This is a genomic window from Porphyromonas miyakawae, assembly GCF_045865415.1.
Taxonomy (GTDB): Bacteria; Bacteroidota; Bacteroidia; order Bacteroidales; family Porphyromonadaceae; genus Porphyromonas; species Porphyromonas miyakawae.
The window spans coordinates 347,371-371,246 of sequence record NZ_BAAFSF010000001.1 but is presented as its reverse complement, the minus strand read 5'-3'; the positions used below and the strand labels follow the sequence as shown (position 1 = coordinate 371,246).

General features: G+C 46.1%; 19 protein-coding genes and 3 tRNA genes. 18 read left to right on the top strand and 4 right to left on the bottom strand.

Going from position 1 to position 23,876, the window contains the following annotated elements; all coding sequences use genetic code 11:
* The 6 genes from ACLWMH_RS01410 to ACLWMH_RS01385 are packed head-to-tail and all read left to right on the top strand — an operon-like array spanning position 1 to position 9,206.
* The gene (locus ACLWMH_RS01410; RefSeq protein WP_411914975.1) at positions 1-567 is read left to right on the top strand and encodes an FtsL-like putative cell division protein; all 567 of its coding nucleotides are present in this window, start codon (positions 1-3) and stop codon (positions 565-567) included.
* Complete coding sequence (locus tag ACLWMH_RS01405; protein WP_411914974.1) at positions 545-2,713, top strand: penicillin-binding protein; 2,169 nt, start codon at positions 545-547, stop codon at positions 2,711-2,713. The genes ACLWMH_RS01410 and ACLWMH_RS01405 overlap by 23 nt, the downstream gene beginning before the upstream one ends.
* Complete coding sequence (locus ACLWMH_RS01400; protein ID WP_411914973.1) at positions 2,703-4,223, top strand: UDP-N-acetylmuramoyl-L-alanyl-D-glutamate--2,6-diaminopimelate ligase; 1,521 nt, start codon at positions 2,703-2,705, stop codon at positions 4,221-4,223. Before ACLWMH_RS01405 ends, ACLWMH_RS01400 begins: the two co-directional genes overlap by 11 nt.
* An 11-nt stretch (positions 4,224-4,234) precedes the next feature.
* Positions 4,235-5,494 carry a phospho-N-acetylmuramoyl-pentapeptide-transferase gene (gene mraY / locus ACLWMH_RS01395; RefSeq protein ID WP_411914972.1) on the top strand — a complete coding sequence of 420 codons (1,260 nt, stop codon included), beginning with the start codon at positions 4,235-4,237 and terminating at the stop codon, positions 5,492-5,494.
* Positions 5,495-5,500: 6 nt separating this feature from the next.
* A complete protein-coding gene (polA, locus tag ACLWMH_RS01390; protein ID WP_411914971.1) occupies positions 5,501-8,257 on the top strand; it encodes a DNA polymerase I in 2,757 nt (918 codons plus the stop codon).
* A 19-nt stretch (positions 8,258-8,276) separates the two neighbouring features.
* Entirely contained in the window at positions 8,277-9,206 is a 930-nt protein-coding gene (locus ACLWMH_RS01385) for a hotdog fold thioesterase (protein ID WP_411914970.1), read from the top strand.
* A gap of 143 nt (positions 9,207-9,349) precedes the next feature.
* Here ACLWMH_RS01385 and ACLWMH_RS01380 read toward each other — a convergent pair whose 3' ends face one another.
* The 4 genes from ACLWMH_RS01380 to folP form a co-directional block, all read right to left on the bottom strand.
* On the bottom strand, positions 9,350-10,294 hold the full coding sequence (locus tag ACLWMH_RS01380; protein WP_411914969.1) for a ribose-phosphate pyrophosphokinase: 945 nt from the start codon (positions 10,292-10,294) through the stop codon (positions 9,350-9,352).
* A gap of 106 nt (positions 10,295-10,400) precedes the next feature.
* Positions 10,401-12,053: an alpha-amylase family glycosyl hydrolase gene (locus ACLWMH_RS01375; RefSeq protein WP_411914968.1), complete on the bottom strand. Its 1,653-nt coding sequence runs from the start codon at positions 12,051-12,053 to the stop codon at positions 10,401-10,403.
* An 82-nt stretch (positions 12,054-12,135) separates the two neighbouring features.
* The gene (gene cdaA / locus ACLWMH_RS01370; protein ID WP_411914967.1) at positions 12,136-12,930 is read right to left on the bottom strand and encodes a diadenylate cyclase CdaA; all 795 of its coding nucleotides are present in this window, start codon (positions 12,928-12,930) and stop codon (positions 12,136-12,138) included.
* Positions 12,931-12,936: 6 nt separating this feature from the next.
* The gene (gene folP / locus ACLWMH_RS01365; protein WP_411914966.1) at positions 12,937-13,797 is read right to left on the bottom strand and encodes a dihydropteroate synthase; all 861 of its coding nucleotides are present in this window, start codon (positions 13,795-13,797) and stop codon (positions 12,937-12,939) included.
* A gap of 302 nt (positions 13,798-14,099) precedes the next feature.
* Between folP and nusB the strand changes: the two genes are divergently transcribed.
* The 12 genes from nusB to ACLWMH_RS01305 all read left to right on the top strand — a co-directional run bounded on the left by nusB (position 14,100) and on the right by ACLWMH_RS01305 (position 23,864).
* Entirely contained in the window at positions 14,100-15,152 is a 1,053-nt protein-coding gene (nusB, locus tag ACLWMH_RS01360; protein WP_411914965.1) for a transcription antitermination factor NusB, read from the top strand.
* Positions 15,153-15,228: 76 nt separating this feature from the next.
* Positions 15,229-15,300 (top strand) — tRNA-Glu (locus ACLWMH_RS01355).
* Positions 15,301-15,393: 93 nt separating this feature from the next.
* Positions 15,394-15,651: a 30S ribosomal protein S20 gene (gene rpsT, locus ACLWMH_RS01350; RefSeq protein WP_411914964.1), complete on the top strand. Its 258-nt coding sequence runs from the start codon at positions 15,394-15,396 to the stop codon at positions 15,649-15,651.
* A 27-nt stretch (positions 15,652-15,678) separates the two neighbouring features.
* Positions 15,679-15,750: transfer RNA gene (locus ACLWMH_RS01345), tRNA-Glu, on the top strand.
* 193 nt (positions 15,751-15,943) lie between these two features.
* A complete protein-coding gene (locus tag ACLWMH_RS01340) occupies positions 15,944-17,362 on the top strand; it encodes a DUF6242 domain-containing protein (RefSeq protein WP_411914963.1) in 1,419 nt (472 codons plus the stop codon).
* Positions 17,349-18,032, top strand: a complete 684-nt coding sequence (locus ACLWMH_RS01335; protein WP_411914962.1) for an outer membrane beta-barrel protein — start codon at positions 17,349-17,351, stop codon at positions 18,030-18,032. Before ACLWMH_RS01340 ends, ACLWMH_RS01335 begins: the two co-directional genes overlap by 14 nt.
* Positions 18,029-18,739 (top strand): polyprenyl diphosphate synthase, encoded by a 711-nt coding sequence (uppS, locus tag ACLWMH_RS01330; RefSeq protein ID WP_411914961.1) that lies wholly within the window; start codon positions 18,029-18,031, stop codon positions 18,737-18,739. Before ACLWMH_RS01335 ends, uppS begins: the two co-directional genes overlap by 4 nt.
* On the top strand, positions 18,736-21,456 hold the full coding sequence (locus ACLWMH_RS01325; RefSeq protein ID WP_411914960.1) for a BamA/OMP85 family outer membrane protein: 2,721 nt from the start codon (positions 18,736-18,738) through the stop codon (positions 21,454-21,456). Before uppS ends, ACLWMH_RS01325 begins: the two co-directional genes overlap by 4 nt.
* A 67-nt stretch (positions 21,457-21,523) precedes the next feature.
* On the top strand, positions 21,524-22,036 hold the full coding sequence (locus tag ACLWMH_RS01320) for an OmpH/Skp family outer membrane protein (protein ID WP_411914959.1): 513 nt from the start codon (positions 21,524-21,526) through the stop codon (positions 22,034-22,036).
* A gap of 42 nt (positions 22,037-22,078) precedes the next feature.
* The gene (locus ACLWMH_RS01315; RefSeq protein WP_411914958.1) at positions 22,079-22,576 is read left to right on the top strand and encodes an OmpH/Skp family outer membrane protein; all 498 of its coding nucleotides are present in this window, start codon (positions 22,079-22,081) and stop codon (positions 22,574-22,576) included.
* Positions 22,577-22,591: 15 nt separating this feature from the next.
* A complete protein-coding gene (locus ACLWMH_RS01310) occupies positions 22,592-23,560 on the top strand; it encodes an NAD(P)H-dependent flavin oxidoreductase (RefSeq protein ID WP_411914957.1) in 969 nt (322 codons plus the stop codon).
* A gap of 227 nt (positions 23,561-23,787) precedes the next feature.
* Positions 23,788-23,864, top strand: a tRNA-Asn gene (locus tag ACLWMH_RS01305).
* Positions 23,865-23,876: the final 12 nt, after the last annotated feature.

Genomic DNA, 23,876 nt, shown 5'->3' with positions numbered 1-23,876 from the left:
ATGAGACTAACAGAGGAAGAATATAACGATATAGTCAACGAGGCTTCTGCCCCCGCTTCAGCGGAAGAGCAACCCTTCACCTCACCTTTTCAGGAAGAGAAAGGACCTTCCGAAGACCATCTTGAGCAAGAAGAGGAGGAGCTGTCTGAAACCACAGCGCCTTTGCCGCAAGAGGCTTCTCAACACTTTTCCGAGGAACGCATATCACAAACACCACCGCCCAAGAAGAAGGCAAAGAAATACCGCAGTCCTCTCTATTGGCTGAGTGGTGGATTGATAGTGCGCTTTATCAATAGTAGGTGGGCACCGTTGGTTGTATGGATATTCTTTTTATTTTTCTGCAACGTAGCTCTGGGCTATGTAACCATATCCCAAACCAAGCAGATCAGTAAACTGGAAAACGAGTTAGAGACCGTCCGTAATAAGCAGCTATTCATCAAAGCCGATATATCGCGTCTGACTCGAGAGGAAACTATGCGCACTCGACTTGAAGAGCTAAACTCCACCGTGACAGAGAAAGAAGATCAACCCTTTGTGATCTACTATGGCAGAGACAACAAAAACTGAGTCCAATCAGGAGGTACAGGAGCGCGTACGCAAGGAACGTAAACACATGCTTCGCCGATACCGCACCATCATTGGTACGGCTTTCGTAGGCTTTGTCATAGCGATTTGGTGCACTGTATATAAGATTATGTTTGTGGAGGGGGCAAAGTGGCTCGAAGTAGGAGAAACGCTCAGTCCGCCCAAAGAGGACTCAATTCCTCCCCTAAGAGGCAGTATCTATGCAGCAGAGGGAGAGTTGCTCTCTATTTCAGCTCCCTACTACAAATTGTTTTTTGATTTCAAGAGTGAATCGGTACAAATTCTAAAGAAAAAAGGCGCCTACACCCAGAAGATGGAAGAGCTGGCAGATGCGCTTGTAAACATTGTACAAAGCACTCCTCTAAATAAAAAGGAGCTTCTTGCACGCTGGCAGAAAGGGGATAAGAAAGGCTCTCGGGCCTTTAATCTGATAGGCAAAGAGATCTCCTACATGGAGTTTGAGCAGCTCAAGTCGCACCCTGCATTGTATTACCAATATGTAAACAGCAAGGGAGGAAAGTCTACAGTTAGCCTTTTGCGGTGCATTCGCAAGGAGGAGCGACAGCGCCGTATGCATCCCTACGACGATTTGGCAGGAACCGTTATAGGCAACGTATTAGGGGATGGAGATGGTAATTTGCTTACCAAAGGCGCTTCCGGATTAGAAGCCGGCTACGACTCTTTACTCGTGGGTCGCCCCGGCAGAACGCTTAAGCAGCGCATCGGGGGCTCGTGGACTGAGATTACTTTGGAAGAGCCTCATAGTGGTGGCTCGCTCTACACGACCATCAATGTAGATCTGCAAAAAATTACTGACCGGGCACTTGAAAAGCGACTTATCGAAACACAAGGCAACCGAGGAACCGCAATTCTGATGGAGGTATCTACCGGACGAATTATAGCCATGAGCAACCTCAGCCGAAGAGATAGTGCGCATTATGAGCCGGCTTATTGCATTGCTTTTAGCGACTTTTTCCACCCCGGCAGCGTCTTTAAGGCTGCTACTATAATGGCTGCTTTGGAGGATGGGGTCGTTACACCTACCAGCCTCATAGATGTCGGTCCCGGCTATTACAGAATAGGACGGCGCACCATTACCGATCACGGAAGCCAACTGAAGGGATCTATTACTGTAGAGAAATGTATCGCACTCTCCAGCAACGTGGCAATGGCTAAAATAGCACTCAAAGGGTACAGCGACAACCCCCAACGCTTCATCGACAAAGTGAAAAGCTTTGGACTATGCGATGATCTCCAATTGGAGATCCCGGGTTATGCAACCACTCGCATCAAGGACGTTACAGACCCTACTTGGAGTGCCATTAGTCTTCCTTGGATAGCTCATGGTTACGAAACGCAGGTTACCCCGATTACTCTGGCTACCTTTTATGCAGCGATAGCCAACGGCGGACACTATCTCCGTCCCTATCTGGTAGATAGTGTAGTCTCTGTAGATGGTCACATCCTCTATAGAGGTGAGAGAAGGGTTCTACGCGACTCCATATGCAGCCCGGCCACTGCCCAAGCACTTCAAAAGATGCTCCGCATGGTGGTAACAGAGGGAACCGGAAAATTGGCGCAATCCGATATAGTCAATATCAGTGGAAAGAGTGGTACGGCGCAAGTAGGCTCCACAGGGCGTGGATATATCTATTCAGCCTCTTTCTGCGGCATTTTCCCCTCGGAAGCCCCGGAGTATGTTTGCTTCGTAGATATTATTGCACCACGACGCATATCCATTTACGGAGGACCTATATCCGCACCGGTAGTAAAAGAGATAGCCGAGGGGGTCACACTGCACAATCACCGGTATAATCCCAATCATCTCAAGGAGGTTATCCAACCATTGGAGCCCTCTCTCTCTAAAGTATCACGACCCGGCAAACAACAATTTAAGGCAACCGGTAAGATGCCCGGTGTAATAGGCTTATCCGCTGCTGATGCCACCTATAGCCTGATGCGTATCGGACTCAAGGTAAAACTTGAAGGAAATGGATTTGTGGTAGCCCAACAACCGGCTGCCGGAAGTCCTATCGATGCCTCTACCGTTGTAAGTCTCTCTCTGGAAAGCATCAAGTCACAATCTAACGCAAATCATCTTTCTAATACCTCATCCAATGACAGATAGTGCCACACCTTGCTCATACTCCCTTAAAGAGATCCTTAGCATACTCAGTACATTGCATCCTGAAGTATCGGGGCATGCCTTATTCGATGCAACGTATTCTCATATTACGGCCGACTCGCGTCAGGTTGTTGAAAAAAGCCTTTTTATAGCGGTTAACGGAGCCGTCCGCGATGGATGGGAGTTCCTTGATACAGCATTGGACAAAGGGGCATCGGTAGTGGTAAGTGAGCACTTTCCTGCCGAGGCGGAGCAGGCGCGGATAAATGAAGCCGGAGCAACGCACATCCGCATCACTTCCTCTCGCCTTGCTTTAGCCTATTTAGCATCGGCATTTTATGGAAATCCATCCCAACGGCTTGCCTTGGTAGCAGTGACCGGCACAAATGGCAAAACAACCACTACTACCCTTCTGCACCGTCTATTCCTTGATATGGGATTCAAAGCCGGATTAATTGGCACTATTGAGAATTGCATCAATCAAGAGGCTACCCCCGCTAAACTAACTACCCCTGACCCCATTGCGCTAAATAGACTTCTGTACGAGATGGCTGAAGCAGGCTGTCAGTACGTTTTTATGGAAGCTTCCTCACATGCCATTGATCAGGATCGTATCGCAGGGCTGCACATTGCAGGTGCTCTCTTTACCAATCTGACACGTGACCACATCGACTATCACAAGACTATGGATGCCTACATAGCCGCTAAGAAAAAGCTATTTGACAGCTTACCACAAGAAAGCTTTGCATTAGTCAATCAAGACGACCGACATGCAAGTGTAATGCTTCAGAACTGCCGGGCTTCCCACTATAGTTATGCGCTGCACGCTCCTGCCGACTTCCAAGCGCGAGTATTGGAACACACTCTATCAGGCACCTTGCTACAAATTGATGGGCAGGAGGTATGGACCCGCTTAGTTGGAGATTTTAATGTGTACAATGTGCTCTCTGCATGGGCTACCGCTTCACTATTACTAAAGGCAGAGGATGAGGAATCACATAAAAATATTTTAATTGCTCTCAGCCGCTTAGACCATGCCAGAGGTCGCTTTGAAGTTATTTCCTCCAACCGTTGTACAGCTATCGTGGACTATGCCCACACACCGGACGCCTTGGAGAAAGTACTCGACACCATTGGCGAACTGTTAGCAGAAGAGGGAGGCGTGATCTCCGTTGTGGGAGCAGGAGGCAATCGAGATCAGGGCAAACGACCTATGATGGCTCGCTGTGCCTTTGACCGCTCTTCGCAACTCATTCTCACCACAGACAACCCACGCTTTGAAGAGCCGGAGGCTATCATTGAAGACATGAAGAAGGGGTTAACGGCAGAAGAGCAACTTCGCACTCTTTGTATCACAGACAGAGCAGAAGCCATACGCACTGCTGTTGCATTGGCAAAGCCAAAAGACGTTGTACTCGTTGCCGGAAAAGGACACGAAACTTATCAAGAGGTGAAGGGCGTCCGCCATCATTTTGATGATGCCGAGATTCTTCGTACATTGCTTAACAACTAAACATTTATACCATGCTCTACTATTTAGGTTCCTTACTAGACAAATGGGATATAGCAGGTGCACGCTTGCTACATTATGTATCTTTCCGTGCCATGATAGCCTTTGTACTATCGTTGCTCATTACAACATGGGTCGGAGGGGCCATTATACGTAGTTTACGTAAGCATCAGATTGGAGAGACAATTCGCGACTTGGATTTGGAGGGGCAACTAAGTAAAAAAGGCACACCCACGATGGGGGGTATTATCATTATTATCGCCATTATTGTTCCTACACTTCTCTTAGCCAGACTGGATAATGTGTACATCATCCTCATGCTGATTACGACTTTGCTGATGGGATCACTGGGCTTTTTGGATGACTATATAAAAGTATTCAAGAAGCGTAAGGAGGGATTGCATGGACGTTACAAGATAATCGGGCAAATTGCAGTTGGAACTATTGTAGCAACGGTGCTATTCCTTAGTCCACAAGCAGCTATTAGAGAGAATAGCGAGACCTACATGGATGGGCATGTCACAGAAGTGAATTTTGCTGATAAGGAAACGAAGAGCACCAAAACGACTATCCCCTTTGTAAAAAACAACAATTTTGACTACGCTGATATACTGCCCTTCAAAGGAGAGGCTAAGCAAGTAGCGGGCTGGATCCTCTTTATCATTGTAAGCATCCTTATAGTCACCTTTATCAGTAATTCCGTTAACTTAACCGACGGGTTAGATGGGTTGGCAGCCGGATGTTCAGCTCCGGTTGGGATGGTGCTACTCATCATGGCATACGTATCGAGCCATATAGAACTCTCCTCATACCTAAATATCATGTTCATACCCTCAAGCGAGGAATTAGTAATCTTTGCAGCTGCCTTTGTTGGAGCCACACTGGGCTTTCTATGGTACAACGGCTATCCGGCACAAGTATTTATGGGCGATACAGGAAGTTTAATGCTGGGAGGAATTATTGCAGCCTTCGCCATTATGATACGCAAAGAGTTTCTGCTTCCTATCCTCTGTGGTTTATTCTTTGTCGAAGGACTCTCGTCCTTGGCACAAACGGCTTACTTCAAAATAACGAAGCGGCGCACCGGTACAGGTAAGCGCATCTTTAAGATGTCGCCATTGCATCATCACTTTCAAAAGCCCGGCAATAGCGGAATAGATGCACTCATACAACGACCTATGAATGTAATCCCCGAGAGCAAGATTAGCATACGCTTTTGGCTAATTGCTCTTATTTTAGCAGCTTTATCTATTGCTACACTTAAGATGCGATAAATAAATATGGCACAACCAAGACTTTTCCTATTAGATGCCTATGCACTAATCTTCCGCGGTTATTATGCCCTCATACGCTCCCCAAGGATTAACTCAAAAGGAGAAAATGTGAGTGCTACTTACGGCTTTGCCCTTACCCTCTTTGATATATTAACCAAGTATAATCCGGACTACATAGCTGTAGCTTTCGATAAAGAGGGAGGATCCTTTCGCAACGAGCTGTACAAGGACTATAAGGCACAACGAAGTGCTACCCCGGAAGACATCCTTAGCTCCGTACCGATCATTCACCAATTGCTGGATGCGCTTCATATCCCTGCTATTGGTGTAAAAGGATTTGAAGCGGATGATGTGATCGGCACCTTATCGCAGCGTGCCGAAAAGGAAGGGTATCGCACCTTTATGGTAACACCAGATAAGGACTATGGTCAGCTCGTTACTGAGTTGTCTACTATGCTGGTTCCTATCACAGGAGGCTTCAAAGAAATGGGGATAGCAGATGTTTGTGCAAAGCACGATATAAGTAACCCCAAGCAGTTAATCGACTGGTTAGGCTTAGTGGGAGATACCTCCGACAATGTCCCCGGCTGCCCCGGTATAGGTCCTAAGACAGCCTCTACACTGCTACGGCAATACCCCTCAATCGAAAGCCTTTATGAGCACCTGAATGATCTAAAGCCGGCACACAAAAAGAAGTTAGAGGAGAATCGTGAGACTACACTTATCTCTAAAGAGTTGGTAGAGATTAGACTGGATGTACCTATAGAGGAGTCCATTAAGTCTTTTGCCCGAAAAGAGGCAGACAGAGACTCCTTAACGGCTCTTTTGGAGCAATTGGAGTTCAAGTCTTTACTCAACCGACTTTATCCTAAGCAGTCTCTCGGCACTCTCTTTGATACAGCAAACAGGGATCACTCTTCTTCCGAAGTGAACATACAGAAGCCTGAACCGGAGGGCTACAGCTATCAGACGAGAGATACCAACTATCGCCTTTTGCAAACTGAGCAGGAGCTCGCCATTCTCTGGAAACGGCTCTCAGAAGCTGACTCTTTTGCTTTTGATACGGAGACAGATGGTACAGATCCCTTATTGTGCCATATAGTAGGCCTTTCCGTAGCAGTTGCGCCCGGTGAGTCCTATTTCGTACTACTCCCCACAGACCGGGAGGCGGTTTGTCACATTCTCTCTCCGCTCTCCTCTTTCATGACCGATACGCACATTCTAAAAGTGGCGCAAAACGCTAAGTTTGATACCGAGGTACTTGCCCGCTATGGAGTCGCTTATCCAACGCCTCTCTTTGATACGATGATAGCGCATTACTTGGTAGCACCTGAAAAACCTCACAACTTAGATGCACAAGCGCTTCAGTATCTCTCATGGAAGATGGTGCCTTATAAGGCTCTCTCTGATAAGAAAAACTTCTCTTTGCGACAAGATGTACCTGCAGCTCTGCTCAGCGACTATTCCGCTGAGGATGCCGATGTCACTCTTCGTCTTCAACCCATACTAAAGAAAGAACTTTGCAACGACTCTCTGCAAACACTCTTTGACGAGGTAGAAATGCCTTTGGTTGCTGTTCTGAAAGATATGGAGGAGTATGGTGTGAGACTGGATGTGGATCGACTCAATGAAGCAGGGAAAGGGCTTAAAAACCAATTAGAAAGATTAGAAAAAGAGATAATTGATATAGCCGGCAAACGCTTTAATCTTAACAGCCCCGCACAAGTAGGCGAGGTGCTCTTTGACGATTTACAGATAGACGCTCGTCCGGCAAAAACTAAAACTGGCTTCTATGCAACAAGCGAGGAGGTACTGGATAAGTATCGTGTGGACCACCCTATTGTAGATAAATTGCTTGAGTGGCGTGGCATTCGTAAGCTGGTGAGTACCTATATTGAAGCTCTACCGGGCTTTCTTCATGCTGATGGCAAATTACACACTTCCTTTAATCAGGCTATCGCTGCTACCGGTCGCCTCTCTTCTTCCAATCCCAACCTACAAAACATACCCGTCCGCACTGATATCGGACAAGAGATACGTGCTGCATTCATTCCGACTAACGAGGAGTACACCTTTCTGAGTGCCGATTATTCACAAATTGAATTACGTCTACTCGCACACTTTAGCGAGGATGATGCACTCATACAGGCCTTTAAGGATGGATTAGACATTCATCGCTCTACTGCGGCACGTATCTATGGCGTGCCTTTTGATCAAGTGACAGCACAACAGCGTTCTCATGCCAAGACAGCTAATTTCGGCATTATTTATGGGATCTCCCCCTTCGGACTAAGCAAGCGACTACGTATTCCCATGGGACAGGCAAAAGAACTTATTGATGGCTACAACAGCCACTACCCCGCCGTTACCAACTTCGTAGAGCGATGTATTGCTAAAGCTAAAGAGAAGGGCTATGCAGAGACTATTATGGGTCGCCGCCGCTACCTGCCGGATATAACAAGCCGTAATGCCACAGTACGTAATTTTGCAGAACGCAATGCAGTCAATGCCCCCATTCAAGGCTCTGCTGCCGATATGATCAAGATAGCCATGGTGCGTATTGACCGGCGTCTCCGCAAAGAGCATCTCAAAAGCCGTATGATCATGCAAGTGCACGACGAGTTGAATTTCGATGCCCACATAGATGAAACCGGGCTCCTCAAAAATATCGTTGAGGAAGAGATGAAGAACGCATTAGGCACATTGAACGTACCTATAGAGGTATCTATAGATACGGGGGCAAACTGGCTTGAAGCACACTGACACCAATCTACATCACGCTATGAGTCAAAAGAATCGCACATCAAAATATAAGCTCCTTTTTCTCCATGCAGAGGGATCCCTGTATAGGCAGGACCATACCCTTTCCGACATAGAAATTGAGGCACTTGTAGCCGCACAAGCTGTGTATGGGCTACGCATCGCTATCATTGGCAGTAGCTCTCTCGACTCCCTACTTCCCTTAGTAGGGCCTCTTCAGTTAGATACTTATAGTGGCTATTTATTACCGCAAGGAGGAAGCTCTATTTACAACTGCCATACGAAGCAAGAGCGAGAGATTAGTCCCTGCGACCTACTCCATTTTTTTATTGAAAAATTAGATCTACTCCGAGAGGAGATTATCTGTGTAGGCTACCGCCCCGAGGATACCGGCTTCATGCAGTCTGCCGGTCTTGGAGTTGCTATGGGAGATGCCCCGGAGGCAGTAAAAGCTTGTGCCGACTACATCACGCTCCCCACTTCACAGAGTGGTATAGCGCACCTCATTAATAAATACATACGTGAGGACACAGAAACTCTTCCCATCACTCCGGAAGCTATTAATCAACTGACCGTCAACTCATTGATCGCCACCTTGGGGATCACTTGCACACACATAGCTAAAGGGTATGTGGAGGGCACTATGCCGGTGAATGAGCATACTCGCCAACCCATGGGAATCGTACATGGTGGAGCCAACTTAGCTTTTGCTGAAACGCTCGCAGGCTTCGGCTCCGTGGTATTACTCAAGGATAGGCAGATACAAGTGGGGACGCAAGTGAGCGGCTATCATGTAGCCGGTGCCATGGAAGGCGACACCATGCGAGGGGAGGCCCGCATATTGCACAAAGGGCGCTCTACACATGTGTGGAGCGTAGAAATATATTCCTGCAAGAGCGGTAAACTGATTCATACTGCACGCGTACTCAATAGCATTATCAATGCTCGCTAATAGAGATTTTATGAAATAGCGAATCCTTCAGCGAAGGCTTCATTAGAGTCCTCTTTCTTACGCGCAATAAATAACAGAAAGGGAGCAGCACAGAATTAGTGCTACTCCCTTTTCTATAATCGTCTGCTCTATGCTCTGTGCAATCAGAATGTGTACAGTGAGCTAATAGACTCGTGTGAGCAAACCCTACGGATTGATTCAGCGATTAGCTTAGCTACTGAAAGCACCTTCACCTTGCTACAATCCTTATAATAGGGAATACTATCGGTAAAGATCATTTCGGTCAGCTTACTTGCCTCTATTCGCTCGGTAGCAGGGTCACTCATTACCGCATGACTTGCTATGGCGCGCACGGTTCTTGCTCCGTTCTCAATCATCAGGTCAGCAGCTTTAGTAATGGTACCGGCTGTATCGACGATATCATCAACCAATAATACATCCTTACCCTTTACATCACCGATAATACGCATCTCAGCTACTTCATTAGCACGAATACGGCTCTTGTGGCAGATCACCATAGGCACGCCTAAATGCTTTGCATAGCTATTAACGCGCTTCGTACCTCCCACGTCAGGAGTTGCGACCACTAAGTTTTGTAAGGGGATCTCTTTTTCGATGTAATCCATAAAGATACTACTCCCGTAAAGGTGATCCACAGGGCAATTGAAGAAACCTTGTATCTGGTCGGCATGTAAATCCATCGTAATCAAACGTGTGATACCTGCCACCCCCAATAGGTCGGCGATTAACTTAGCTCCAATAGATACACGCGGACGGTCTTTACGATCCTGACGGGCCCAGCCAAAGTAAGGGATCACTGCTGTAATATAGTGTGCGCTGGCACGCTTGGCAGCATCGATCATGAGAAGTAACTCCATCAGGTTGTCGCTTGACGGATTTGTGGACTGAACAAGAAATACGTCTGCCCCGCGAATACTTTCTTCATAACAAACAGCAAACTCGCCATCGGCGAAGTGCTGTATATTCATCCTACCCATCGAGCAGCCCAAATGTTTACAGATTTGCTCTGTCAAATGTTGTGATTGAGATCCTGAAAAGACCAAGAATGGTGCATTATCTTGTATCATAATCCCCTATCTTCCTCCTTTAATGATTGCTTTTTCTATTCCCACTTTTATGCTTTTACAAGCAGATACAAAGCGCTTGTGCGCTTCGGTACTGCAAAAATACGCTTTATTCTTGTAATATGAAGTGCAATAAGGTAACTTCTTGCTTATTCACCTCAAAAGATAACGGAGCAAAAGATGCTATACTACAGTAAGGCAGCACCTTTGTACCATTCAAATCAACTAATCTTGCTACCCGTTCACCATCGCCTATTTTCATCAAATCCAATAGATGAGAGGGCCAACGAAGAGTAATATGTGCTTCTTGTGTACTAAAATTAGATGCCGATAGCAGTACCTCATCCTCATTATAACGTAAGAACAGATATAGCTTTGAAGGATCTGCGCCCTCTACTTTATAGCTCTCTGAAGGCAAATAGTAATAGCTACCTTCCTCTACCACCTTGAGTGCAGAAGCCCAATACAGCATCTCTTTATATCGCTCCGACAGGCGTTTTTCCTTATGGCCCAGATAAAAATCCGTATAATCACCCCGTATCCAACTTGAGACAGAAGGCACCTCTACGAAATCATATATAGAGGTGCGTCCGGCTCCTTTTGAAAAGCCTGCTGGTCGACTTGCCTCCTCACACAGAGCTTGACCAAAGTAATGCATATAGGGACCCTTGCCGGCAAAAAGAGCTACAGCTAGGGCCGGAATGGCGGCCTTTGCACTACCCAAACAGCCTTTTGAAGCGAGGCGATACTCGTCATGATTTTCTAAGAAGGTGAGCATGTACTCCCTATAGCCGGCCTCAGCCTCCAATGCCCCACGAATGGCCTCTGCCGGGCGAAATCCTTTGGTTACATCTATCAGAGTGTCGTAGAGTCCCACCTTATCGTAGAGATAGTCAAAGCCTGCCAACCTAAAAGCCTCATACAGCTCCGTGCGATATATTTCCGCTATAAAGCACACCGCATATCGGGCTTTCACGATCGCGATAACCCAACGCCAAAATGCCTCGGGAACCATCTCTGCCATATCACAGCGAAAGCCATCCACCCCTTTTTCTGCCCAATAGAGTAGTATCTCCAGCATATCATGCCAAGTAGCCGGTATGGGCTCAAAATCTTCTCGTGGCGGAGTGGTGGTATAATCTATTCCGTAGTTAAGCTTGACCGTATCATACCAATCATTTGCACCCACTTGCGTAGTGAAACGATCATTTCCGGTCACTCGTGCAGGACACTCTGTATAGTTGGGAGTGCCCTCCAAAATAAGTTTCTCATCCGGCAACCAGTAAAAGTTATTATCTCTCTCATAGCGCTTCGTCCGGTCATCGGCTACTCCGAAGTCCTTATGCGAGAGGGAGTGGTAAGTACGTGCCACATGGTTGGGTACAAAGTCAATGATACATTTCAACCCCATACGATGCGAGCGCTCCAGAAGGGCTTCAAATTCCTCCATACGCTTTGCAGGGTCGTGCGCTAAGTAAGGAGCCACATCAAAATAGTCGGCAATAGCATAAGGAGAGCCTGCCTGTCCTTTCACAGTGGCTTGTGGATCGGCTTCTATTCCCTGCTCAGGAAAGGCACAGCGAGAGGCATGCCGAATCACTCCAATGGGCCAAATATGGGTAAAGCCCATTGACCGAAGCTGCTGCAAAGCTTTCTCATCCATATCGGCAAACTTACCGCTACCATTTTGCTCATAGCTACCCCCTGCCACAAGAGGTGCAGCTACGCCTCTAAAAAGTCGCGGCATATAAGAGTAGATCATTGTTTTACCCATAGTGTAAGATTTCGCTTATTTCCTTGTGTACACGAAAAGCCGAAAAAGATTTCTACTCAGTCGAACCTGACTATTCTATGCCTATCAAGGATGTTTTCTCAAGTGCTTGTCGCAATTCTTCAAGACTTATATCCACATGCAAAACCCCATTCTGAGCGAAAGAGACCTTTCCGCGCTCCTCACTCACAATAATCACCTTTGCATCAGTCTCCTGTGCCAAACCCAATGCCGAGCGATGCCGTAGCCCCAAGTCCTTATTTAGATCTCTACCGGTTGCTACCGGCAAAATACAACCTGCGGCACGAATCATCCCATCGGAAATAATCATTGCGCCATCATGTAAAGGGCTATTTTTGAAAAAAATATTCTCTATCAGACGAGCATTGACTTCGCTATTAAACATTTCGCCGGTATGTATGTAGCCCGCCAAATCCATAGACTCTTGAATTACGATGAGTGCCCCCGTTTTCTTACGCGACATATTGAGGCAAGCAAGCACAATAGAGGCTACTATACGACTCTGCTCTTCACTTTCTTCCGTAGCATCGTTGTGGAAAAGTGACCAAAGGAAGCTCCAACGCTTTGTGGAGCCTAAAGTGAAGAGGAAGCGGCGAATCTCCTCCTGGAAAATAATGACCAATGAGATAGCGCCTACGCTGATAAACATATCGAGTATGCTCCCCATCAGCTGCATCTGAAGAATCTTGGAGACCAAAACCCAAATAAGGAAAAAGGTAATGATCCCCATAAAAAGCGTCTTAGATCCACTCGACTTCAGTACATGGTATATGTAGTAGAGGGAAACGGCAACAAGAAAAATATCTACAGCATCCTTGAAGGAGAATTGTAACCAAAGTAGCATCATAGCACCTTAACGTGATAAATAAGTTTTGACCTGAGCAACTAATTTAACAGCCTCCACAGCCTCGCGCACATCATGCACACGAAGTATATCGGCACCATCTAACATCAGTGCAATCGTATTCAGTACGGTAGTTCCATTAAGCGCCTCATCAGGGGAGGAGTCCAAAAGTCGCCAAATCATTCTTTTACGCGATACCCCTACCAGCAGTGGCAAACCCAAGTCGCGAAAGGCATCGGCACAATGTGCCATCAGACGATAATTATCCTCCGGACTCTTAGAAAAACCAAAACCCGCATCCAAGATAATATCATTTACGCCCTCTTTACGAAGAGCCGCTACTTGGCGAATAAAAAAGTCAGCCACGGCGCTCTCTACGTTAGGCTCATAGTGAGGCTCTTCGTGCATTGTCTCCACGGTGCCCGATATATGCATCAGTATATAAGCCACCCCTAAGCCTCCTACAGTGCGAAACATCTGCTCATCGGCTAAACCCCCGGATATATCATTTACAATAGCTGCTCCATACTCCTCAACAGCCATTCGGGCTACCCGACTTCTAAACGTGTCCACGGAAATAGGTACTTGCGGGTAGTGTTTGCTCAGTAGTTCCAAAGCAGGCCGGAGGCGCTCCATTTCTTCTGCTTCGTCAGGCAGACGATTGCCGGGCCGTGTAGAGCATCCGCCTACATCTACTAAAGTACCGCCTTCACGTAGTATCTGCTCTATCCGCTCCGTGATGGCTTTCTCTCCGCTTCTCCTACTTCCGGCATAAAACGAATCCGGCGTTACATTGATAATACCCATTACCTGAGGGGTGGATAAATCCATCAGTTGTCCCCTTAAATTGAGTGTACGCTGCCTTTCCATTATTTTTTTCTTCGTAACTAAGAGCGCTACTCCTGCCCTTCTTTGATCAAAAGTAGTAAAACGCTTTGAATTAAGGACATTGCTGCACAAGAAAAAAGATCTGTATCTTTCGTTCAATACATCAGAATCTTTCAAACGAAACATCAGAACCTTTCATTTGAAACATCTATATCTTTTTTCTGCGCCTTTCTACTTGGGGGCGGATCGATAAGAAGCTTAATACTGTTAGGCTAACTTATTCGCTCTATTTCTTTCAATTGGTTACCTTTGTAGCCCCGAATGGATAGGAAAAGGGAGAAAATATGATAAATCGATCATTGGCACGAATAAGGGTATTCCAAGCCCTATACGCATACAACCTTGGTGAGGGCACGACAGTGCGAGAGACAGAGAGCGAGCTTCGCCTCTCATTGGAAAGCACACATAGTTTATACCTTTTTCTATTGGATTTAGTACCCTCTCTAACAGCCCTCTACACAGAGCAGCAGGAGCGATGCCGCAAACGGCTTATTCGAAGCAAGGAGGATGAAAATCCCAACATGGTATTGTCAGGCAATCTACTTGCCCAAAAGATTGATAATTGTGACCAACTTGCCGATACACTCAGAGAAAAAGATCTGTCGTGGCGACGCTATGATGAGACGCTTCGACTCTTACTGGAGGAAATTTTATCAACCGATATCTACAAGCAATACTCCGCTCAGGAGTACCATACCTACAAAGAGGATGCTGCATTTTGGGTTACAGTGCTTTCACGCTACACATTTCGCAATACGCATTTAGACGACCTTTTGCAGGACATCAGCATTTACTGGGACCGAAGCTACGACTATACGGAGAAAATTGAAGTAGAGGAGATGCCTCACACAGACGAAATAGAGCAAACCGTCAAAGCCCTCAAGGAAGAAGAGAATGTGTACAATTCGACACGACTTGCTATCGCTCCCGTTGAGGTACAGAAGGATTTCGCCCTCAAGACGCTCAAACGCTCATGCGAAGAGGAGCCTCTGGATAGTATTCTCATGCCTATGTATCGGGATAAGGAAGATGAGGTATTCCCCTACGAGCTACTCCGTGCTACCTTACACCACGGAGAGCATAAAGCCGACTTTATTGATAGTTATTTGGTCAATTGGGATAGCGACCGGCTCACTACTTGTGACAAAATTCTGCTAAAGATGGGCACGGCTGAGTTCCTAACCTTCCCCAACATACCGGTATCGGTTACCATAAATGAGTATGTAGAAATAGCCAAAGCGTTCTCTACCGTAAAGAGTGGAGCCTTTGTAAACGGATTGCTGGACAAGATAGCCAAAGACCTCAATAAGGAGGGTTCGATACAAAAACCCTTATAACCTTTTGTAGATTAGAAATAAAGTAGTACCTTTGCACCCACGAAGTCCTTAGAGCGTCTAAGGATGGCTTAATAAAGGCCCTTTCGTCTATCGGTTAGGACGCAAGGTTTTCATCCTTGAAAGGGGGGTTCGATTCCCCCAGGGGCTACTCAACTGTTTGGTTGAAGCAGAGTTACATTTATATAGGACAGCATGGCGATAGAGAGAGAAAGCTATGCTAATTAAGAAGTAAGAAGCTATAATGGCAAATCATAAGTCGTCAGAAAAACGAATCAGACAAACCTCAACTCGTCGTATCGCTAACAGATACCACGGGAAGTCAACACGTACAGCAATAAAGAAGCTCAGAGCAGCGACAGACTACGAGGAAGCATTTGAAGCTCTTCCACGCGTTAGCTCTATGTTGGATAAACTGGCTAAGCGAGGAATTATCCACAAGAATAAGGCAGCAAACCTAAAGAGCAAGCTTGCACTGCACGTCAATTCATTACGTGCATAAGGAATAGGCGTTTTATGCGCTCATAGGGGCCCTTTCGTCTATCGGTTAGGACGCAAGGTTTTCATCCTTGAAAGGGGGGTTCGATTCCCCCAGGGGCTACTTAAAGGTTTTAGAGGAGCACTTCTTTTGCGGAGTGCTCCTTTTTGTCCTTTGCCGCCCCTCTTTTTCCTTTATTATTCGCAATATTTACATCTTTCAATCGTCTATTGTAATAGAGAGAGAGCTCCACAAAGTAAGGATTGACTGATGGATTTTCTTATCTTTGTAGTTAACTTAATGATCGGTCACTATAATGAAGAGACTATTATGGAATGCCCTTCCGGCGATGCTGGCACTCGTTTGGCTCGCTTCAGGCTGCCTCAATAATAAAAAGGAGGTGGTGGACAGCAACGTAAACACGGTGCAAATAACCCGCTTCAAGATGGAAAGCAAGAATCTACCGGAGCTTGCACAAACTTTTTTCTCTATTGACCACCGTAATGGACGCATCTATAATGCTATCCCGCTCCCTTATCGTAGTTCCTTCGATACCGTTAAGCTTACAATAGCCGTCTTCAAAACGAATACAACCACTATCTTCGTAGATGGAGCAGTAAGGAAGCCGATCTCGACAGACTCTATTGACCTGAGTGGCTGGGAGAAAGGAATTGAGGTGCAGATTACCAATCGCGACTCAACTATGTCAAAGCGCTACAAGGTGGAGATTAACAGGTATGAGTACGATCCTGAGACTTACATCTGGCAGCAGAATGACCACTTTGGCTTTCCCCATATGACAAATGTGGAGCGCGTTGATTTTTACCCCTCTTCGACATATGGAGCCGAGGAACAAAGCGGTCGTTACTTGCTCTATCGTAATGGAGCGACAGAGGTCTACAGTGTAGTTTATCCACATAGAAATAGCCCATTTGTAAAAGAGAAAGCCGAAAAAGTAAACCACGCTATAGACATGGTCTACATACCGGATGCCGATAGAGACTTCCGCTACACATTGTTGCGAGAGAATGTGACAAAAGATGGCTCACCCATTACGCTAAACTTAAGTTCATGGAGTACATTTGGCGAGCTTGCTTCCCAAATAGAGACTAAAGATTTGAGATTCCAAACTCTCTTGGGTGGGTTTATTAAGCCGGGTGATCTTTATCCTACGGCAGCCCTTATTATACAAGATGCGGATAATGGGCATAAAAGCTACTTTGCAGCCGCTTCTGTAGTAGACAACAAACTTGTAATAAGAAAGGGAGAAGCCGTGCCGGACTCTTTCCCTACTCATGGCTTTGGGCATCTCAATCGTACACAAGCCAACTATCCTTTACTCATGTTGGCCGGAGGCTATTCGCAAGACGGCAATCTGTGCGATGGCGTTTGGAGTACCACTACAGCATTAGATTGGCTCTGCTTGAAGAAGTCCGCAGAGCACTCCCTACCGAAGTTAGCAGCGCAGCCCCTATTCTTATACGACAGAGAGGCTGATTGTTACTTCTATTTTGTCAACCAAATAGCACTTACAAGCTCAGATGCCATCACGTGGCTTCCTATGAACCGCGACTTGGCAATGCCCGAAGGGGATCTCAGAAGCACCGGCCGCAGTGCTATGGTAGGTATGATCACACCGGGTCATAGAGTCTGGCTCATAGGGGGACAAACACCGCAAAAAGAGTGGAAGGAAGAAGTTTGGGTGGGCTATCCGAAGATCTATGCGCAACCTTAGCCTGAGTCTTCTTCTCTTTGTAACCGCAGCCGCACTTTCTGCACAGGAATACCGCTACGACGTAGGGGCGTCCCTGGGTACTGTCGGTTATTTGGGAGATGCCAATCCGACTATTCCCTTTGCCGCTCCCGGAGCTTCCTTGCAAATAGTAGGACGCTATAATATGAACCTCTCCATGGCTTTCAGTGGCACATTGGGATATTACCTACTCCGAGGCTCTACGAAGCGACATCCGGAGCAGTTTCCATCCGGCCAGGCCATTTCGTTCAATAGTTCGGCTATACTCTTTCAACCCAGATTTGAATACAACTTTTATCCCTACAGCGATAAGTTTCACTTCCTATCTACCCGAAGATTAGTACCCTTCCTATCCTTAGGGCTTCCACTCGGTATAGCTTTTACGAAGCGATCCCCTGCCTTTCTGCCGGGCGTAGCCGCATCTTTTGGACTCAAGTACAAGATAGCAAATAGGTGGAACCTTCTTTTGGAAGTACAAGGCATGCACTTTTTCTCCGACCGACTGGATACGCCCACTGCAGAAAGCGACTTCCTAAACAATCCCTATCGTCTCAGCGCACTTCCGTGGAAGGGTGGGGATGGAATCATTGCTGTTGTAGTGGCTGTCACCTATGAATTTGGTTACATTAAGGCTCAATGCAATAACCTATGAATGTACCACAGCACATAGCAATCATAATGGACGGCAATGGCCGTTGGGCCTTAGCAAGAGGCAAAGAGCGCGGAGAAGGGCACGCTGCAGGGGTCCGCGCCCTGCACGATACACTCCGCAATGCAGCCGACTTAGGGGTTCGGCATCTTACCGTCTATGCCTTCAGTACAGAGAATTGGAACCGACCGCGAGGCGAGGTAGATGCTTTGATGGCACTCTTTGCAGAGAGCATTACACAATACACCCCCAAATTGGTAGAGTCAGGCGTAAAGTTGCGTTTTATAGGAGACCTAAGCCGTTTAGGAGCAGACCACAAGGCCCACCTCCTCCAGGCTGTAGCATCAACTGCCGAATGCAACACTATTACGCTTATTGTAGCTTTGAGCTATTCAGCCCGATGGGAGCTGAACAAAGCTTTTGTTAACGGGTTAGAGGCTTGCCGCAACAAGCAACTAAACCCTTACGATAATCCCATTGAGCCCTTTTTAGAAACTGCCGGTATACCCGATCCGGATCTGCTGATCAGAACCGGAGGAGAACAGAGAATAAGTAATTTTCTACTCTACCAAATGGCCTATACCGAGTTATATTTTACATCTACGCTTTGGCCTGACTTTTCTAAAGCAGACCTGGAAGCAGCAATAAAAGACTTTAATTCCAGAGAGCGCCGTTATGGAGCGCTTCCTGACACTGATACAACTCCATGAGTACAACTTTTCCAATGAGCGTTTTTTATCGTCTTATTCCGTGGGCAATACTATTACTGCCGGCCATTCTCCCCGTACAGGCACAAACGGATAGTACCCAACTCACCCCTTCTGTTGAAATCAACTATGCCGTGCCGCAAAACTATAGAATAGCGGATATTTCGTTGACAGGAGGCGAAGGCTACGACGAAACTATACTGCTGAGTTTATCGGGACTCAATGTGGGAGACGAGATTGACATCCCAGGAATAGCTATTAGTGATGCGGTAAGGCGCTTCATGAGAAGCGGGTACTTTCAGAATGCCACTATCAGTATTTCAAAGGTTGTGGGGAGAGAGGTATGGCTGAAAATAGATTTGTTACAGCGTCCAAGGGTTAGCAACGTAGAGTATAAGGGCATCAAGCAGAGTGAAAAGAAGGAACTTGAAGAGCGTTTAGGACTCCGTACCGGTATTCAAATTACCCCCAATACAGCGAATCGAACGATTCAACTCGTAACTAAGTACTTTAATGAAAAAGGATTCAGTGACGTTGCTGTTGACGTAATCACTACCGACGATCTATCCCAAAAGAATCATGTGAATGTATTGGTCGACATTCGTAAGAATAGCAAGATAAAGGTCAGTGAGATCATATTCAAGGGGAATGAAGCACTCTCCGGCAAGCAACTTCGCAAGGCAATGAAAAAGACCAACGAGCTATTCAGCTTGAGCAAAGGACGTGCATGGAGCAGTATATTGGAGATATTCAGCTCAAAGAAGTTCATTGAAAAAGAATACCGCGAAGACCTTAACAACATCATCAGTCGCTATCATGAAGCCGGCTACAGAGATGCCGAGATTGTATCCGATACCATCTACCGAGATGAAAAGAATGAGAAACGCATCAAAATAGAGATCAGTATCAACGAAGGGAAGAAGTACTACATATCCTCCCTTCGATTTGTGGGCAATACCAAGTACCCATCCGAATACCTTTCCGCTGTACTCGGGATAAAGCCGGGCGATACTTACAACCAGAAGCGTTTGGATGGACGCCTTACTACCGATGAGGACGCTGTAGCCAACATTTACTACAACAACGGTTATATATTTGCCCATATTGATCCCATTGAAACAGCTATCAAGGGCGACTCAGTAAGTTTAGACCTTCGTGTAATGGAAGGGCCTCAAGCCACTATCAATAAGGTTATCATCAAAGGAAATGATATATTGTATGATAATGTAGTGCGCCGCGAGCTCTTCACTAAGCCGGGCAAGCTCTTTAGTAAAGATGATTTGCTCAACTCCTACATGGCGCTCAATCAACTTGATCAATTCGACCCGGAGCGTTCCTACCCGACGCCTATTCCTAACCCTCAAGATGGTACCGTAGATATTGAATATAATCTTGAGCCTAAGCGTAGTGATAAGTTTGAAATCTCCTTAGGGTGGAGCCAAGCGGGACTTATTCTTCGTGTAGGGTTGAAGTTTACTAACTTCTCCATCTACAACCTCTTCCATCCTAAGATGTACAAAGGCATCATACCACAGGGAGACGCACAAACACTTTCCATAGATGCGATGACCAATGGGCGATACTACCAACAATATGGTATTTCTTTCATTGATCCTTGGTTCGGTGGTAAGAAGCCAAATTATTTTAGTACCAGCTTTTTCTACTCTCGGCAAACCGCTTTGGATACACGCTACTACAATAACCAAATTGGAAGCTTAGGAAGATACGGATATGGATATGGAGGTTATGGCTACGGATATGGAGGCTATGGCTACGGTGGATACGGAGATTATGGCGGTTATGGAGGCTATGGGAATAACTCTCTTATGGAGAATGCCTATAATCCTAACCAGTCTTTGCAAATATTGGGAGCCTCAATCGGTTTCGGGAAACGACTGAATAAACCGGACAATTGGTTCCAGCTGTACCTGTCCGCCAACTATAATCTCTATATGCTAAATGATTGGATTTACGATACCTTCAGAGGATTCCACAATGGTAATGCCAATGATATTAGCTTCCAGCTACGTTTTTCACGGACCTCTATCGATAATCCCGTCTTTACGCGTCGAGGAAGTGATTTTTCTCTTTCGGTTACTGCTACTCCGCCCTATTCTCTATTTGACAAAAAGGACTACAGCGATCCCCGTCTATCCTCTAAAGAGCGGTTCCGCTTCATTGAATACCACAAGTGGCGCTTCAGTGGAAAAGTATTTGCCCCACTACTCAATCCGGCTGTTGTCCAATATACACCGGTCCTAATGACTCGCTTTGATATGGGCTTTATTGGCAGCTATACTAAGTATAAGCTTTCGCCATTTGGCACATACTATATGGGCGGTGATGGTATGAGCGGCGTGGGCAGCTACATGAATGAGGCTATTGGGTTACGCGGATATAGCAATGGGTCTATTGCCGGTAATAACTACGACTATGCTTACGCTTTCTTACGTCTCTCTGCCGAACTGAGAGTACCGATTCTCTTCAAAGGACAAACTAATATATGGGCCCTAGCATTCCTTGAAGCTGGTAATGCCTGGAGTGAGATAGCCGACTTCAATCCTTTCTCCCTCAAGCGTTCAGCTGGTGTCGGAGTGCGTGTCACGCTACCCATGGTGGGACTAATCGGGGTTGACTGGGGATACGGATTTGACAAGCCGGACGGGTCTTCCGTGCGAGGCGGTAGTAATGTACACTTTATCTTAGGGCAAGAGTTCTAAGTTTAGATTACCAATTCTGCTGAATTAGTATCTTTGTAAGAGGAGTAACCTAAAAACGTATAAGACAATGAGAAAAGGACTTATCACCATTATGATGATGTTGGCGGCATCTCTCTTTGCCGTAGCACAGAAATATGCACTCGTCGACATGGAGTATATCCTCAAGAATATACCTGACTATGAAATGATGAATGAGCAGTTGGATGCCGTCTCCAAGAAATGGGGTGAAGAGGTCAAAAAGCTACAGTTCGATGCAGAAACTATGTACAAGAAGTACCAAAGTGACCTCGTTTACCTTAGTGCAGCACAAAAGAAAGAGCGTGAAGATGCTATTGTAAAGAAGGAGCAAGAAGCCACCGAGCTTCAGACTAAGTACTTTGGCCCTGAGGGCGAACTTTATAAGAAGCGTAATGAATTGATGAAGCCTATCCAAGATGAGATCTGGAATGCCATCAAGGAGATTGCTAAAAACAACAATTTCTACTTAGTATTAGACCGTGCCACAAGTGGCATTATCTATGCAAACCCCGGTATTGACATTAGCGACTCCGTACTCAAGAAGTTAGGATACGCACACTAATAACATTAGAAATAATTAATTCCCTAATAACGAACACAAATCATGAAGAAAGTTTTTATCAGCCTACTTTTGGCACTTTGTCCTTTGATGGTATTTGCGCAACAGAAGGTTGCCCTTGTCAATTCTCAAGAAATCTTGACTAGCATGCAAGAGAGTAAAGATGCTCAAACGCGTCTTCAAGAGCTTGACCAAAAGTATACCAAGGAGCTACAGACCATGCAAGACGAATACACCAAGAAGACCGAGCAATTCGTCAATGAGCAAGCCGGACTCTCTGATGCAATCAAAAAAAGTCGTCAGCAGGAGCTAATTGACATGCAAAATCGCATTCAACAATCTGCTAACGTAATGCAACAAGATATACAGAAGCAGCAAGAAGCTCTCTTTGCGCCTATTCAGCAGAAAGTTTCCGAGGCAATCAAGAAGGTAAGTGAAGCAGAAGGTATCACATATGTAGTGGATAGCACATTAATGCTTTATGTAGGCAAAGGGGCTATTGACATCACACCGAAGATCAAGGCTCAGTTGGGCATTAAATAAGCACGCTTTCACACTGTGAGTCACACAAATTCATTTGGTTCAACCAGACTTACTAGGCTTCTCAATATTGAGAAGCCTATTATTTCCGGGGGAATGGTATGGTGCAGTGGCTGGCGCCTTGCTTCAGCCGTGAGCGAAGAGGGAGGGTTAGGCCTACTCGGAGCCGGCTCTATGTATCCTCAGGTACTGCGCGAGCATATCGCAAAGTGCCGCACGGCACTCGGGGATAAGCCTTTCGGGGTAAATATTCCCCTCTTGTACCCGGATATAGAGGAAATAATAAATATAATCTGCACCGAGCAAGTACCGGTAGTGGTTACAGCAGCAGGCTCACCGAGGACCTACACACGACGCCTTAAGGAAGCCGGGTGTAAAGTTTTACATGTAGTAAGTAGTACTTTATTCGCCTGCAAAGCAGAGGAGGAAGGAGTAGACGCTGTCATTGCAGAAGGCTTTGAAGCTGGAGGGCACAATGGCAGGGAAGAGACCACTACAATGGCTCTAATTCCGTCTGTAGCAGCGGCTGTCTCCGTACCGGTAGTGGCGGCAGGCGGAATTGCCCGTGGAAGCTCTATACTTGCTGCAAAAGCTTTAGGTGCTGAAGGGGTACAGATCGGTACCTTATTTGCTTTGAGTGAAGAAAGCAGCGCACACGAAAACTTCAAGCGGGTCTGCATTGAAGGGGGCGAAGGCGATACACGTTTAGTACTGAAAAAGCTCGTTCCCACACGTTTACTTCTACAGAGTGAATTCACCCAACGTGTTATCGAATTAGAGACGCATGGTGCCGACAAAGAGGAGTTACAGCAACTACTTGGACGGGCTCGCGCCAAAAAAGGCATATTTGAAGGTGATATTGACGAGGGTGAGATAGAAATCGGTCAAGTGCATGCAATGGTATCCGAGATAAAGAGCGTCGCTACCATCTTCAAAGAGCTTGAAGAGCAATATGCAGCTGCTAAGCAACGCATATTAGAGGAGTAAATAGACGCTGATAATCTCATATAAGAGGCGACGAGGTAATTCATGCAGCTGCATAGTTACTTCGTTGCTTTTGTTTTGATCTTTTTTCTTAAGATTATTTGGTGCAATAAGTAACCTTAAAGGAGGATAAGAAGGAGCGAATAGAGGAGAAAGAGAAAAATATTTTGTCTGAAATAGGTTAAGGTATTGCAAAGTTGCATTTTTGTTGTACCTTTGTCGTTGGAAATGCTTCCTTAGCTCAGTTGGTTAGAGCATCTGACTGTTAATCAGGGGGTCCTTGGTTCAAGCCCAAGAGGGAGCGCCAAAAGTCATAATT

What these genes read in the sequence shown, in the direction of transcription:
- ACLWMH_RS01410 (WP_411914975.1), top strand. Translation starts at nt 1, where the DNA reads ATGAGACTAACAGAGGAAGAATATAACGATATAGTCAACGAGGCTTCT.
- ACLWMH_RS01405 (WP_411914974.1), top strand. Translation starts at nt 545, where the DNA reads ATGGCAGAGACAACAAAAACTGAGTCCAATCAGGAGGTACAGGAGCGC.
- ACLWMH_RS01400 (WP_411914973.1), top strand. Translation starts at nt 2,703, where the DNA reads ATGACAGATAGTGCCACACCTTGCTCATACTCCCTTAAAGAGATCCTT.
- mraY (WP_411914972.1), top strand. Translation starts at nt 4,235, where the DNA reads ATGCTCTACTATTTAGGTTCCTTACTAGACAAATGGGATATAGCAGGT.
- polA (WP_411914971.1), top strand. Translation starts at nt 5,501, where the DNA reads ATGGCACAACCAAGACTTTTCCTATTAGATGCCTATGCACTAATCTTC.
- ACLWMH_RS01385 (WP_411914970.1), top strand. Translation starts at nt 8,277, where the DNA reads ATGAGTCAAAAGAATCGCACATCAAAATATAAGCTCCTTTTTCTCCAT.
- ACLWMH_RS01380 (WP_411914969.1), bottom strand. Translation starts at nt 10,294, where the DNA reads ATGATACAAGATAATGCACCATTCTTGGTCTTTTCAGGATCTCAATCA.
- ACLWMH_RS01375 (WP_411914968.1), bottom strand. Translation starts at nt 12,053, where the DNA reads ATGATCTACTCTTATATGCCGCGACTTTTTAGAGGCGTAGCTGCACCT.
- cdaA (WP_411914967.1), bottom strand. Translation starts at nt 12,930, where the DNA reads ATGATGCTACTTTGGTTACAATTCTCCTTCAAGGATGCTGTAGATATT.
- folP (WP_411914966.1), bottom strand. Translation starts at nt 13,797, where the DNA reads ATGGAAAGGCAGCGTACACTCAATTTAAGGGGACAACTGATGGATTTA.
- nusB (WP_411914965.1), top strand. Translation starts at nt 14,100, where the DNA reads ATGATAAATCGATCATTGGCACGAATAAGGGTATTCCAAGCCCTATAC.
- rpsT (WP_411914964.1), top strand. Translation starts at nt 15,394, where the DNA reads ATGGCAAATCATAAGTCGTCAGAAAAACGAATCAGACAAACCTCAACT.
- ACLWMH_RS01340 (WP_411914963.1), top strand. Translation starts at nt 15,944, where the DNA reads ATGAAGAGACTATTATGGAATGCCCTTCCGGCGATGCTGGCACTCGTT.
- ACLWMH_RS01335 (WP_411914962.1), top strand. Translation starts at nt 17,349, where the DNA reads ATGCGCAACCTTAGCCTGAGTCTTCTTCTCTTTGTAACCGCAGCCGCA.
- uppS (WP_411914961.1), top strand. Translation starts at nt 18,029, where the DNA reads ATGAATGTACCACAGCACATAGCAATCATAATGGACGGCAATGGCCGT.
- ACLWMH_RS01325 (WP_411914960.1), top strand. Translation starts at nt 18,736, where the DNA reads ATGAGTACAACTTTTCCAATGAGCGTTTTTTATCGTCTTATTCCGTGG.
- ACLWMH_RS01320 (WP_411914959.1), top strand. Translation starts at nt 21,524, where the DNA reads ATGAGAAAAGGACTTATCACCATTATGATGATGTTGGCGGCATCTCTC.
- ACLWMH_RS01315 (WP_411914958.1), top strand. Translation starts at nt 22,079, where the DNA reads ATGAAGAAAGTTTTTATCAGCCTACTTTTGGCACTTTGTCCTTTGATG.